General features: G+C 60.2%; 14 protein-coding genes. 5 read left to right on the plus strand and 9 right to left on the minus strand.

Annotation, left to right across the window (positions count from 1 at the left end; translation table 11 throughout):
* Positions 1-115: 115 nt before the first annotated feature.
* The 9 genes from hycI to hycA form a co-directional block, all read right to left on the minus strand.
* Positions 116-589, minus strand: coding sequence for a hydrogenase maturation peptidase HycI (gene hycI / locus ACA108_00535; protein ID XEX96068.1), 474 nt, complete (start codon positions 587-589; stop codon positions 116-118).
* A complete protein-coding gene (locus ACA108_00540; GenBank protein ID XEX98191.1) occupies positions 582-992 on the minus strand; it encodes a formate hydrogenlyase maturation HycH family protein in 411 nt (136 codons plus the stop codon). Before ACA108_00540 ends, hycI begins: the two co-directional genes overlap by 8 nt.
* Positions 992-1,756: an NADH-quinone oxidoreductase subunit B family protein gene (locus tag ACA108_00545; GenBank protein ID XEX96069.1), complete on the minus strand. Its 765-nt coding sequence runs from the start codon at positions 1,754-1,756 to the stop codon at positions 992-994. The genes ACA108_00540 and ACA108_00545 overlap by 1 nt, the downstream gene beginning before the upstream one ends.
* Complete coding sequence (locus ACA108_00550) at positions 1,756-2,298, minus strand: formate hydrogenlyase complex iron-sulfur subunit (GenBank protein ID XEX96070.1); 543 nt, start codon at positions 2,296-2,298, stop codon at positions 1,756-1,758. Before ACA108_00550 ends, ACA108_00545 begins: the two co-directional genes overlap by 1 nt.
* A 135-nt stretch (positions 2,299-2,433) precedes the next feature.
* Positions 2,434-4,143, minus strand: a complete 1,710-nt coding sequence (locus tag ACA108_00555) for an NADH-quinone oxidoreductase subunit C (protein ID XEX96071.1) — start codon at positions 4,141-4,143, stop codon at positions 2,434-2,436.
* Between the two features lie 15 nt (positions 4,144-4,158).
* Complete coding sequence (locus ACA108_00560; protein ID XEX96072.1) at positions 4,159-5,085, minus strand: respiratory chain complex I subunit 1 family protein; 927 nt, start codon at positions 5,083-5,085, stop codon at positions 4,159-4,161.
* A 9-nt stretch (positions 5,086-5,094) separates the two neighbouring features.
* Positions 5,095-6,903 carry a formate hydrogenlyase subunit 3 gene (gene hycC, locus ACA108_00565; protein XEX96073.1) on the minus strand — a complete coding sequence of 603 codons (1,809 nt, stop codon included), beginning with the start codon at positions 6,901-6,903 and terminating at the stop codon, positions 5,095-5,097.
* Positions 6,900-7,505, minus strand: coding sequence for a 4Fe-4S dicluster domain-containing protein (locus ACA108_00570; GenBank protein ID XEX96074.1), 606 nt, complete (start codon positions 7,503-7,505; stop codon positions 6,900-6,902). The genes hycC and ACA108_00570 overlap by 4 nt, the downstream gene beginning before the upstream one ends.
* A 76-nt stretch (positions 7,506-7,581) precedes the next feature.
* Positions 7,582-8,037 (minus strand): formate hydrogenlyase regulator HycA, encoded by a 456-nt coding sequence (gene hycA / locus ACA108_00575; protein XEX96075.1) that lies wholly within the window; start codon positions 8,035-8,037, stop codon positions 7,582-7,584.
* 284 nt (positions 8,038-8,321) lie between these two features.
* Here hycA and hypA point away from each other — a divergent pair, with 284 nt between their 5' ends.
* From hypA to hypE, 5 genes are all read left to right on the plus strand, one after another.
* Positions 8,322-8,681 (plus strand): hydrogenase maturation nickel metallochaperone HypA, encoded by a 360-nt coding sequence (hypA, locus tag ACA108_00580; GenBank protein ID XEX96076.1) that lies wholly within the window; start codon positions 8,322-8,324, stop codon positions 8,679-8,681.
* A complete protein-coding gene (gene hypB / locus ACA108_00585) occupies positions 8,674-9,537 on the plus strand; it encodes a hydrogenase nickel incorporation protein HypB (GenBank protein XEX96077.1) in 864 nt (287 codons plus the stop codon). Before hypA ends, hypB begins: the two co-directional genes overlap by 8 nt.
* Positions 9,528-9,788, plus strand: coding sequence for a HypC/HybG/HupF family hydrogenase formation chaperone (locus ACA108_00590; GenBank protein XEX96078.1), 261 nt, complete (start codon positions 9,528-9,530; stop codon positions 9,786-9,788). Before hypB ends, ACA108_00590 begins: the two co-directional genes overlap by 10 nt.
* A complete protein-coding gene (gene hypD / locus ACA108_00595) occupies positions 9,788-10,894 on the plus strand; it encodes a hydrogenase formation protein HypD (protein XEX96079.1) in 1,107 nt (368 codons plus the stop codon). Before ACA108_00590 ends, hypD begins: the two co-directional genes overlap by 1 nt.
* A 66-nt stretch (positions 10,895-10,960) precedes the next feature.
* A complete protein-coding gene (hypE, locus tag ACA108_00600; GenBank protein ID XEX96080.1) occupies positions 10,961-11,971 on the plus strand; it encodes a hydrogenase expression/formation protein HypE in 1,011 nt (336 codons plus the stop codon).
* Positions 11,972-12,114: the final 143 nt, after the last annotated feature.

A 12,114-nucleotide genomic window follows, 5' to 3' on the forward strand; every position in this document is an offset into this window, starting at 1 on the left:
TTTGCGGAAATGACAGGGAGTGGTTGCCGGATGACGCTTCGTTTATCCGACGCACAACTCGTGCGAATCATAGGGTCGATAAGCGAAGCGTCATCCACCGATTAGCCACAAAAAATCAAACGAATACGGTGACTTCCAGTCTTTCGAATCCGCCTTCGCCCTGCCAGTTTGCCAGGCGCTGATAGACCTTGTTCACGGCCTCTTTTACCGCGTCGGTCATTGGGTAGTAGAAGCCGACGATATCCGGCTGAATGCCCAGAAAAATCACCTCTCCGATGTCATCCTTCAGCTGATCGACCAGGTAGTTGAGCGGCATGTTATGGGTGGTCATCATGAACATCTCGGCGATATCGTCCGGGTTGACGAGGCGGATTTCTCCGGGATTCAGCCCCATGTCCGTGGCGTCCACGATCAGCAGGCGCTCCGGGCGCCGTTCTCGAATAGCCACCACGTCATTTTCCGGCGCGGTGCCGCCGTCGATAACCACCCAGTCGCCCTGCGGCGTAGCCTTGCACAGCTCCGCCAGCAGCGGGCCCGCGCCGTCGTCGCCCATCATGCTGTTGCCGACACAAAGTAAAACATTAGTCATAACACCTCCGGACCATCAGGTAGATGGCGGGTTCAAGTTGAATGGCCTGCAGCATATCGAGCAGCGCCTGGCTCCAGCGCTGCTGCGCCGGGGTCTGGGTGGGCTTCGCCGCGTCTAAAGCTCTGGCAAGTAAAACGACGTGGCTTTGATCGATAACGATTTCGCCGTAGCGCGGCACGCCTTCCATTTTCCGCCGCGCTTCGCCGCCCTCTTCGAGCGTGGCAATCCACGCCCGGTAGTCGTCAAAAGGGCAGACCAGGTTCTCTTTCAGGCAGTCGATTACGCCCAGATGGTGGCCAATGGCCAGGCTGTAATAGACCACCTGCTGCGCGTCGGCCGGGGTGTTGTCGTTCTCGTCGACAAACTTGCGGCTAAGCTGGCAGAACACCACCGATTCGCTCATCACGCGCGCTCCTGCTGCACCAGGCTTTCCAGATTAGCGACAATTTCGTTGAGCCGAGGGTCGGCCTCTTTTGCCAGCCACTGTTGCACGGCGTCGCCGCCTGCGGTGAGGTTGTTCATGTAGCTGTCGGCAATCTGGCGACCATAGCGGTAGCCCGCCAGGCGGCGCGCTTCGCGGTCGATGCGCACGCGCAGCGGCTGCACCATATCCGGATGCAGGATCTGCGCGGGCTGCGCGTCGAGCTCGCTGGCGTCGCGGGCGTGGATTTTCTGCTCCAGCAGGCCAAGCGCCATCGCAAAGCCGTACAGCGTTGCGGCAGGCGTTGGCGGGCAGCCCGGAATATAAACGTCCACCGGCACGATTTTATCGGTGCCGCCCCAGACGCAGTACAGGTCGTGGAAGATGCCGCCGCTGTTGCCGCAGGCCCCGTAGGAGATGCAGATTTTCGGGTCAGGGGCGGATTCCCAGGCGCGCAGCGCAGGGGAGCGCATGGCGCGGGTCACGGCGCCGGTGAACAGCAGAATATCCGCGTGGCGAGGTGACGGAACGACTTTGATTCCGAAGCGTTCTGCATCGAAAAGTGGCATCAGCGTGGCGAAAATCTCGATTTCACAGCCGTTGCAGCCGCCGCAGTCCACGCGATAAACATACGCAGAGCGTTTGATTTTTTTCAGCAGCGACGCCTTCATGCTGGCGATGGATTCGTCCACCGTCATCGGCACCGGCATGCCATTGTGGTCGCGTGGGCCTAATAAATTGCTCATTAGCTGGCCTCTCTCATCTGGCGGCTAAAGTTAATCTGGTCTGCCGACACCAGGCTTTGCTGGCGCTTGCACTCCGGACAGGTTTCGAACGAGGCGCGGTGCGCTTCAGCACGTTCGTCACCGTTGTGCTTAAGCAGCGCGATGGCGTAATCGATCTCTTTTTGCACCGCGTACGGCCTGCCGCATTCCCGGCAGTTGCAGATGTCGAAGCGCGCCTGCTGCAGGAAATCGGCTTTGTTCCACACCGCCAGCTCGTACTGCTGGGAAAGGGTGATGGCGGCGGTAGGGCAGACCTCTTCGCAGCGTGCGCAGAAGATGCAGCGCCCGAGGTTGAAGCGCCAGGCCAGCTGTCCGTTAACCAGATCGGTTTCCACGCTCAGGGCGTTAGACGGGCAGGCGTTAACGCACGCCGCGCAGCCGATGCACTGCTGCGGGTTGTGCTCCGGCTTGCCGCGAAAATTCGCATCCACGGCTATCGGCTGCAGCGGGTAAGACTCGGTGGCCACGCCGCCCTTAATGGCTTTTTTGATGAACTTAAACATGGACGTTCCTTGGTTGTGCCTTCCACCTTTTGTCGTTTCGGATGGCGCTACGCTTATTCGACCTACGCTCCGGCTGTTTTGTAGGTCGGGTAAGCACCGCGTCACCCGACAAAAAGGGGTAAGAAGGCAGCAAAATCATTTCAGCGGCGAATTGGTGCGTTCAATGCTGTAGCGCTCCAGCTCTTTGTACGGCACCACCTGGGTTTTGCGCTTGCGCACGTCCACCACCGTCATGCGGTCGGTGCAGGAGTAGCAAGGGTCGAGGCTGCCGATGATCAGCGGCGCATCGGAAACCGTATTGCCGCGCAGCATGTAGCGCAGGGTCGGCCAGTTGGCGTAGGTTGCCGCACGGCAGCGCCAGCGGTAGAGCTTCTGGTTGTCGCCGGTCATGCTCCAGTGGATATCGTCGCCGCGCGGCGCCTCGGAGAAGCCCAGCGCAAAGCGATTTGGAATATACGTGAAGCCATCTACGGCAAGCGGGCCGCCCGGCAGGTTATCCAGCCCGAAGTCGATCATGTTCAGCGCGGTGTACACCTCGTTGATGCGTACCTTCAGGCGGGACAGCACGTCGCAGCCGTCCAGGCTGTGCACTTCCATCGGCAGCAGACCGTAGCCCACAAACGGGTGGTCGGCACGGGTGTCGCGGGCGTGGTCGCTGGCGCGCACCATCGGACCTACGTTGCTGAAGTCTCTGGCAATCTGCGGGTCAAGGCGGCCAATGCCTACGGTACGCTGCTCGATGTTTGGCGTGCTGAGTAGAATATCCACCAGGTCTTTTACTTCCCGGCGCATCTGCTGGGCGAGCTGGCGGGTCTGGATCATGTCGTCCTTGAGCAGATCGCGGCGAATCCCGCCGATCAGGTTCAGGCCGTAGGTTTTACGCGCGCCGGTGAGGATCTCCGCCATCTTCATCGACATCTCGCGCACGCGGAAGAACTGCATAAAGCCAGAGTCAAAACCGACGAAGTGGCAGGCGAGGCCGAGGTTCAGCAGGTGGCTGTGCAGACGCTCCACTTCCAGGAGAATGGCGCGGATCATCTGGGCGCGCTCCGGCACCACGATACCCATCGCGTTTTCTACCGACGTGGTGTAAGCCGTGCTGTGGGCGAAGCCGCAGATGCCGCACACGCGGTCCGACAGGAAGGTGACTTCGTTGTAGCCCATGCGGGTTTCCGCCAGTTTTTCCATGCCGCGGTGGACGTAGAACAGGCGGTAGTCGGCGTCGATAATGTTCTCACCGTCGACGAACAGGCGGAAGTGGCCCGGTTCGTCAGAAGTGACGTGCAGCGGGCCAATCGGCACCACGTTGTTCTTTTTGCTGCCCAGCTCGTTGATGAACTCGTAGGTTTCCTGGTCCGTAGTCGGGGCCGGGCGCTGGCGGTAGTCCATGCTGTCTTTGCGCAGCGGATAGAGATCGTCCGGCCAGTCGTCCGGCAGCACCAGACGGCGCTCGTCCGGCAGGCCCACAGGCTGCAGGCCGTACATATCACGCACCTCGCGCTCGCCCCATACGGCGGCAGGCACGCGCGGCGTTACGGACGGGAACTCCGGCTTATCGGCATCCACTTCCACGCGCACGGTGATCCAGCATTTCACGCCGGATTCCATCGACAGCACGTAGTAAACCGCGTAGCTGCCGCACAGCTGACGTTCGTCGTTGCCGAATAGCACGGAGAGCCAGCCGCCCTGGTTGTAATAGAGCCATTCCACCACTTCCGGCAGCATATTCAGCTTCACGTTAACGGTGATTTGATCTTTGGTCTGCCACGCCTCGTCGATAACCGCATGGGGGAACTGCTTGTGCAGCGCGGCGAGATAATGTTGGCCTATCTTTTCTTCAGACATGTGAAATTCTCTTAATCACGCCGCCAGCAAGGAGACGAAGGCTAAAAAGGCAAAGCCAAAACCGGCCCAGGTAATGCGTGAGGTTTCCAGCATGCGCAGGCGCGCCATGCTGTTTTCGAACAGCGCGATAATAATTACGCCCACGCACAGCTTCAGCGCCGCCAGCAGCAGGGCAATAATCAGGCCGGTCCAGCTAAAGGTGATCATCTGACCCCACGGCAGGAACACGCCGACAAACATTTGCAGCACCACGAGCTGCTTGAGGGCGATGCCCCACTTCAGCACCGCAAAACCGGCGCCGCTGTATTCGGTCAGCGGGCCTTCCTGCAGCTCCTGCTCCGCTTCGGCCAGGTCGAACGGCAGCTTGCCCATTTCGATAAAGGTGGCGAAGGCGCAGGCGGCAAAGGCCAGCACCAGCGTCAGGCTTTGCGCGACGGGCCAGTGGTAAATCGTCGAGGCAATATTGCTGATGTGGGTGCTGCCAGCCACCTGTGCCGCGACCCATAGGCTGAGCAACAGAATCGGCTCGACCAGCACGCCCAGCATTGCCTCACGGCTCGCGCCGATGGCGGTGAACGGGCTGCCGGTATCCAGCCCGGCAATGGCGAAGAAGAAGCGGGCGATGGTGAACAGGTAGATAAGCGTAATGAGATCGCCCAGCGCGGGCAGCGGCGACCAGACGGTCACCACCGGCAGCGCGGTGGCGATGGTCAGCATCACGCCCACCATCACAAACGGCATCAGGCGGAACACCCAACCGGAGGCGGAGGGGGCGACGCTTTGGCGGCCAAACAGCTTGAACAGATCGCGGTATTCCTGAAGCACGCCAGGCCCGCGGCGGTTATGCATGCGGGCGCGAGCGACGCGGGTGATACCGGACAGCAGCGGCGCAATGGTAAACAGCACCAGCGTCTGAATTAACGGAAAGTAAAGGGTATTCATCTCAGCTCCTTAAGCGACAACCGCAACCAGCAGCACGGCCAGCTCGATAAAGGCCAGGTTGCGGAACGTTCTGGCGAGGCGGTCGCACTGCCAGCCGGGCAGCCATTTCACCGGGTTCAGCGTTTTGCGCAGCCCGATAAGCGGGGCAAAAGCGGCTTTTACCGGCTGTGCAAAACCGCCGGCGGTGATGACCATTGCCTGTTCGTGGTCGTAGCCGCAGACCCAGGCCGTGCCGCGAGAACGCTTTGGCAGGCGGTCACCACGGAACACCATCATCAGAATGAACGGCAGCAGCGGGCTGGCAATCAGCAGCAGCGTGATTATCGGCTGTGAAACGGTGGTATTCGCCGTTTGCAGAGGCAGCGGAATAGCATGCTGCAGCAGCGGGATAAACCACGGTGCGGCCACACCTCCGGCTAAACAGCAGAGCGCCAGCGCGGCAACGCTGAGATTCATCAGCCACGGCGCGGAGGTGGCTTTTTCCGCTTCCGGGGTACGCGGCGCGCCCAGGAAAGTGACGCCATAGACCTTCGCCATGCACATCACCGCCAGCGCGCCGGTAATCGCCAGCCCTACGGCCAGCAGCGGCCCGATAAAGCGGGTGATGAACAGCGGCAGGGTGCCCAGCCTGAAGAATGACTGGTAAATCAGCCACTCACCGGCAAAGCCGTTCAGCGGCGGCAGGGCGGCCATCGCCATCAGGCCAACCAGCATGGCGATGGAAATCAGCGGCATGCGCCTGCCAATCCCGCCGAGCTTTTCGATATCCAGATGCCCGGTGCGGAACCAGACCGCGCCCGCGCCCAAGAACAGCGTCGTTTTGAACAGGCTGTGGTTGATGAGGTGGTACAGCCCGCCGATGAAGCCGAGCGCGGCTATCGTCGGATTATGCAGTGCCAGCCCCATCAGGCCGCAGCCGAGGCCGAGAAGAATAATGCCGATATTTTCCAGCGTGTGGTAAGCCAGCAGGCGGTTGATGTTGTGCTCCATCAGCGCGTACAAGCCGCCAATGAACGCGGTGATCATGCCGAGCACGACCACCAGCACGCCCCACCACAGCGGCAGGGTGTTGCTGATAAGCGAGAAGCTCATGATGCCGTAAAGGCCGATTTTCAGCACCACGGCGGAGAACAGTGCGGCGGCAGGTGCAGAAGCGTTGGCGTGCGCCTGCGGCACCCAGCCGTGCAGCGGGATAATGCCCGCCAGCAGGCCAAAGCCCAGCAGGGCGAGCACCCAGACGACGGAGCTGATTTGCGTGCCGTTCAGCAAATCGCGCAGCTCGCCAAAATCCAGCGTGCCGTACTGTTTCCACATCAGCCAGCAGGCAACGGCCAGCAGCACGGTGCCGAGGCGGCCCAGCGCAAACCACAGCTGCCCGGCCTGCCGGCAGCCGGTCAGGAAGTAGCCGGCCAGGGCGACGATTTCCGCCATCGCCACCAGCATTAGGAAGTTATCCGCAACCAGCGCGGCGACCGCGGCGGCCATCACCAGGTTGAGAAGAAAGCCGTTGGCGCGCACGGTCCGGTGGCGGTGCCAGTCGATATTAAACAGCGAGATAAACAGGCCGGACAGGCCAACGGTGAGCAGCCAGATGCCGTTAAAGGCGTTGAGCTGAAGCTGCCAGTGCCAGATTTGCGCCTCGCCGCTAAAGCCGGTCAGCGCCTGGCAACCTGCTGCCAGCGTCAGCGCCGAACTAATCGCGCCGCCGGACCCGGCGATAAACCCGCTCAAGGGCTTATGGAAGCTGGTCACAGCGGCCAGTATGGCACTCACCGCAAAGCCCAGCAGCGCCCAGTGAATCAACAGAAATGCACTCATTTTTCCGCCCCGGGTTGAGTTAACAGAGTTAGATCGCCCAGCGACGCCCCTAATGCCTGCTCGCGTTTACGCTTGCTGGACGCGGCGATGTCGTTGTTATCCACCACGCGCAGGGCTTTGGTCGGGCAGGTGCGCACACAGGCCGGGCCGTCGGCGTCGAAGCTGCACAGATCGCACTTCACTGCGATGGCGCGGATGCCCGGTACCCAGTCGAGCAGCGTGCTGACGCGAGCCGGAGCGGGCGGTGCAGGCGGGGCCTTCGGGCTGTTGGCGTTGGCCGGGATATGAATCGGGCGGCTGCCGGAAAATTCGATGGCGCCAAACGGACAGGCGATGCCGCAGAGCTTGCAGCTGACGCACAGGCTCTCATTGAGCTGGACTGCGCCCTCCACGCGGGTAATGGCATTGGCCGGACAAACCCCGGCGCAGGGCGCGTCTTCGCACTGATGACACATCTGCGGCGCCGATTCGGCAGCGTTGCGCATGACCTTCAGGCGCGGCATGGACTGTAAGCCATGCAGGCGGTGCGTCTCTGCACAGGCGGCTTCACAGGTGTGGCAGCCGATGCAGAGCTTTGAGTCAGCGATGACAAAACGATTCACCCACTCTTCCTCATCATTTTTGACGAAACTGTGCCGACGACTGCCATTTCGACAGTATTTCGACACTCAACAGAGATCACGCCAGCGACTTTTGCTGGAGCGGCAGCAGCGACAGCGGCGCGTCGTCATGCACGGCGCGGTACAGGCTGTCGTAAACCGGACGGATTTTTTCCAGATAATGCTCCAGCACCAGCTCACGGTTGCGGTTGCTGATGCTGCCGTCCACGCGGCCATCGTCGTCGAGAATGGCCTCTGCAATCAGGATCTTGTCGCTGCCGTCACGCTTCTCGATGTTGTACTCAATGGTGTGGCTGTTGAAGCCTTCGGCAAGCCGGATGTGAATGACGAAGTGGTCAAACAGGAAGAAGCGTACGTCGTCGTCCGGGTTGCAGCCCACGGCGTGATGCAGCTTAGCTTTAGAGAGGGTGATGCCCTGAATCAGGGTGTTTCCGTAGTGCTGCCACTGCGCAAGCAGGCGCTGGTGCCTGTCGGCGATGTATTCGGCTTTCTCGCTCAGTTCCCAAATGTTCATTTTTTAAGTCACTCTGTTTTTACTGTTCCCCTTACAGAGCATATTTCATGCCATCTTTATAACTATATGTTTTTAAAGTGTAATCGTGTTGATGCAAGCGACGGTGACATGTCATTTCGTCATCTTTGCCATCTGCGCCGTCAGCGAACCCGGCACAGATAAGCAAAGCGCCATCAACCCGTGAAATGCGGCGGATGGCGCTTTGCTTATCCGTCCTACGACTAACCGGCTACTCGTGTTGGCATCCTCCTTGCATTACCTCCGCCAGATACCCCGGAGGCAACATGCACGAAATCACCCTCTGCCAGCGCGCAATAGAACTCATTGAAGCCCAGGCTCGGCAGCACGGCGTTACCCGCGTCACCGGCGTCTGGCTGGAAGTGGGTGCTTTCTCCTGCGTGGAGCAAAGCGCGCTGGAGTTCTGCTTTGAGCTGGTGGCCCGCGAAACGGTCGCCGAAGGCTGCGAGCTGCATATTCACCAGCAGGAAGCCGAATGCTGGTGCCATGACTGCTGGCAGCACGTTCAGCTTTTGTCCTCGCTGGTGCGGCGCTGCCCGATATGCGCTGGCAGCAACCTACGCGTAGTGGCGGATGACGGCGTGCAGATCAAGCGTCTGGAAGTTGAGGAGACAAACCATGTGTAGCACCTGCGGTTGCGCCGAAGGCAACCTCTATGTAGAAGGCGATGAACGCAATCCGCATTCCGGATTTCGCAGCGCGCCGTTCGCGCCAGCATCCCGTCCGGCCATGCAAATTACCGGCGTGAAGTTCGCGCCCACCGCCGATGAACAGGGCGATTTGCACTATGGATACGGGGCCGCTGGCACCCACGCGCCGGGCATGACCCAGCGCCGCATGCTGGAAATTGAGCTCAACGTGCTGGATAAAAACAACCGGCTCGCCGTCTATAACCGCGAGCAGTTTGCGAAACAACAGCAGCTGGTGCTGAACCTGGTCTCAAGCCCCGGCTCCGGCAAAACTACTTTGCTGACCGAAACTTTAAAACGCCTGCATGGCAACGTGCCGTGCGCAGTCATTGAAGGCGATCAGCAAACTGTGAACGACGCGGCCCGCATTCGCGCTACCGGCACGCCCGCCATCCAGGTGAACACCGGCAAGGGCTGCCATCTTGACGCGCTAATGATCCGCGATGCCATGCAGCGTCTGCCCCTCGAGCGCGGCGGCATCCTGTTTATCGAGAACGTCGGCAATCTGGTCTGCCCGGCGAGCTTCGATCTTGGCGAGCGTCACAAAGTCGCCGTGCTTTCGGTAACCGAAGGTGAAGACAAGCCGCTGAAATATCCGCATATGTTTGCGGCCGCCTCGCTGTTGCTGCTTAACAAAATCGACCTGCTGCCGTACTTACAATTCGACGTCGAGAAGTGCCTCGATTACGCCCGGCAGGTAAACCCGAACATAGAGATCATGCTGGTTTCGGCGACCAGCGGTGAAGGCATGCAGCCGTGGCTGGACTGGCTGGAGGCGCAGCGATGTGCATAGGCATTCCCGGCCAGATTGTTGAGCGCCTGCCCGACGGCAGCGCAAAAGTGGACGTCTGCGGCGTCAGGCGCGACGTGAACCTGATGCTGGTGGGCGACGCGCAGATCGGCCAGTGGGTGCTGGTCCACGTTGGCTTTGCGATGAGCATTATCGACGAGGCCGAGGCCCGAGACACGCTGGATGCGCTGCAAAACATGTATGAAGTTGAGCCGGACGTGGGCGGCCTGCTGTTTGGCGAGGAGCGCGGTTGATGCGTTTTGTCGATGAATACCGCGCGCCGGAAAAGGTGATGCAGCTGATTGACGTGCTGCGCGAGCGCGCTCCGCTGCTGGATCACACCGCCGAGCGACCGCTGCACATTATGGAAGTCTGTGGCGGCCACACCCACGCCATCTTTAAGTTCGGGCTGGATCGGCTGCTGCCGGAAAATATCGAATTTATCCACGGCCCCGGCTGCCCGGTCTGCGTGCTGCCGATGGGCTGCATCGACACCTGCATTGAAATCGCCAGCCATAAAGAGGTGATTTTCTGCACCTTTGGCGATGCGATGCGCGTGCCGGGTAAAAACGGTTCGCTGATGCAGGCCAAAGCGCGCGGGGCGGATGTACGGGTGGTCTACTCGCCGCTGGATGCGCTCGGGCTGGCGAAGGCAAATCCCGATCGCAAAGTCGTGTTCTTCGGCCTGGGGTTTGAAACCACCATGCCCGCCACGGCGATCCTGCTGTTGCAGGCGAAGGCGCAGGGCATTGACAATTTTTACTTCTTCTGCCAGCACATCACCCTGATCCCGACCCTGCGCAGCCTGCTCGAACAGCCGGATAACGGCATCGACGCGTTTCTGGCGCCGGGCCACGTCAGCATGGTGATTGGCACTGAAGCCTACGATTTTATCGCCACGCGGTATCAGCGTCCGCTGGTGGTGGCGGGCTTTGAACCGCTGGATTTATTGCAGGGCGTGGTGATGCTGGTGGAGCAGAAAATCGCAAAGCGCAGTTGCGTTGCCAACCAGTACAAGCGGGTGGTGCCTGACGAGGGGAATAAGCTTGCCCAGAAGGTATTAGCGGAAGTCTTTGCCGTGCAGGGTGACGCCGAATGGCGCGGGCTGGGAACGATTAGCGAATCCGGCGTGCGGCTTACGGAAGGGTATCGGCAGTTTGACGCAGAGAAGCATTTCAAACCCGCGCCACAGCAGGTTTATGACGACCCGCGAGCGCGCTGCGGCGACGTGCTGACCGGGCGCTGCAAGCCTCATCAATGCCCGATGTTCGGCGAAGCCTGCAATCCGCAAAATGCCTTTGGCGCGCTGATGGTCTCCACCGAAGGGGCCTGCGCCGCGTGGTATCAGTATCGCGCGTAGCCCATCTAATATGAACACTAATCGTAGGTCGGATAAGCAAAGCGTCATCCGACAAAGGCAAAAGTTATGAAAACCATAGAATTAACCCACGGCAGCGGCGGGCTGGCCATGCAAAAGCTCATCGCCGATCTCTTTATACGTGCGTTTGACAATCCGTGGCTGGCGGAGCAGGAGGACCAGGCCCGGCTGCCGCTTTCCGAGCTCACCGACAGCGGCGACCGGCTGGCGTTTTCCACCGACAGCTACGTTATCGATCCGCTGTTCTTCCCCGGCGGAGATATCGGCAAAATTGCTATTTGCGGCACGGCGAATGATGTGGCGGTCAGCGGCGCCACGCCGCGCTGGCTTTCCTGCGGATTTATCCTTGAGGAAGGGCTGCCGGTAGAAACGCTCAAACGCGTCGTTGGAAGCATGGCCATAACGGCAAAAGCGGCGGGTGTCGCTGTCGTCACAGGCGACACGAAAGTGGTACAGCGCGGCGCGGCGGATAAAATTTTTATCAATACTGCTGGCATCGGGGCTATTCCTGCTGGTCTGAGCTGGGGCGCTCAGCAGATTAGCGCCGGGGACGTGCTGATCGTCAGCGGAACGCTGGGCGACCACGGAGCAACTATCCTTAATCTGCGCGAATCGTTAGGGCTGGAAGGCGATCTCGAAAGCGACTGCGCGGTGTTGACTCCGCTGATTGCGCCGCTGGTGAACATCCCGGGTATTAAAGCTTTACGCGACGCGACGCGCGGCGGTGTGAACGCCGTTGTGCACGAATTTGCCGCGTCCAGCGGCTGTGGGATGGAGATTACCGAGAGTCAGCTGCCGATGAACCCAGCGGTGCGCGGCGTTTGCGAACTGTTGGGCCTGGATGCGTTGAATTTTGCTAATGAAGGCAAGCTTGTTATCGCGGTTGCGAGGCACGCCGCAGAAAGCGTTCTGGCCGCTTTACAGGCGAATCCGCTGGGGCAAAATGCAGCGGTGATTGGTGAAGCGGTTGAACGTAAAGGCATTCGCGTTGCGGGCTTGTACGGCGTGAAGCGCACGCTCGACCTGCCGCATTCCGAGCCGCTTCCACGTATTTGTTGACGCAAACCAGTATCTTTAAACGATATTTATAATACAAATACCGCAGTGAACGCGGCAGTTGTAGGATGGATAAGCGTAGGCGTCATCCACAAGGCCGTTAATTTTGGTGGATGACGCAGGCTTCTCCGCCCTACGAACGTCTT

Source organism: Dryocola sp. LX212 (genome assembly GCA_041504365.1).
GTDB lineage: Bacteria > Pseudomonadota > Gammaproteobacteria > Enterobacterales > Enterobacteriaceae > Dryocola.

Coding starts and splice junctions, on each gene's coding strand:
- ACA108_00560 (XEX96072.1), bottom strand. CDS start 5,085: ATGAATACCCTTTACTTTCCGTTAATTCAGACGCTGGTGCTGTTTACC.
- hycC (XEX96073.1), bottom strand. CDS start 6,903: ATGAGTGCATTTCTGTTGATTCACTGGGCGCTGCTGGGCTTTGCGGTG.
- hypB (XEX96077.1), top strand. CDS start 8,674: ATGTGTAGCACCTGCGGTTGCGCCGAAGGCAACCTCTATGTAGAAGGC.
- ACA108_00540 (XEX98191.1), bottom strand. CDS start 992: ATGAGCGAATCGGTGGTGTTCTGCCAGCTTAGCCGCAAGTTTGTCGAC.
- ACA108_00590 (XEX96078.1), top strand. CDS start 9,528: ATGTGCATAGGCATTCCCGGCCAGATTGTTGAGCGCCTGCCCGACGGC.
- ACA108_00545 (XEX96069.1), bottom strand. CDS start 1,756: ATGAGCAATTTATTAGGCCCACGCGACCACAATGGCATGCCGGTGCCG.
- hypD (XEX96079.1), top strand. CDS start 9,788: ATGCGTTTTGTCGATGAATACCGCGCGCCGGAAAAGGTGATGCAGCTG.
- ACA108_00550 (XEX96070.1), bottom strand. CDS start 2,298: ATGTTTAAGTTCATCAAAAAAGCCATTAAGGGCGGCGTGGCCACCGAG.
- hypA (XEX96076.1), top strand. CDS start 8,322: ATGCACGAAATCACCCTCTGCCAGCGCGCAATAGAACTCATTGAAGCC.
- hycA (XEX96075.1), bottom strand. CDS start 8,037: ATGAACATTTGGGAACTGAGCGAGAAAGCCGAATACATCGCCGACAGG.
- ACA108_00555 (XEX96071.1), bottom strand. CDS start 4,143: ATGTCTGAAGAAAAGATAGGCCAACATTATCTCGCCGCGCTGCACAAG.
- hypE (XEX96080.1), top strand. CDS start 10,961: ATGAAAACCATAGAATTAACCCACGGCAGCGGCGGGCTGGCCATGCAA.
- hycI (XEX96068.1), bottom strand. CDS start 589: ATGACTAATGTTTTACTTTGTGTCGGCAACAGCATGATGGGCGACGAC.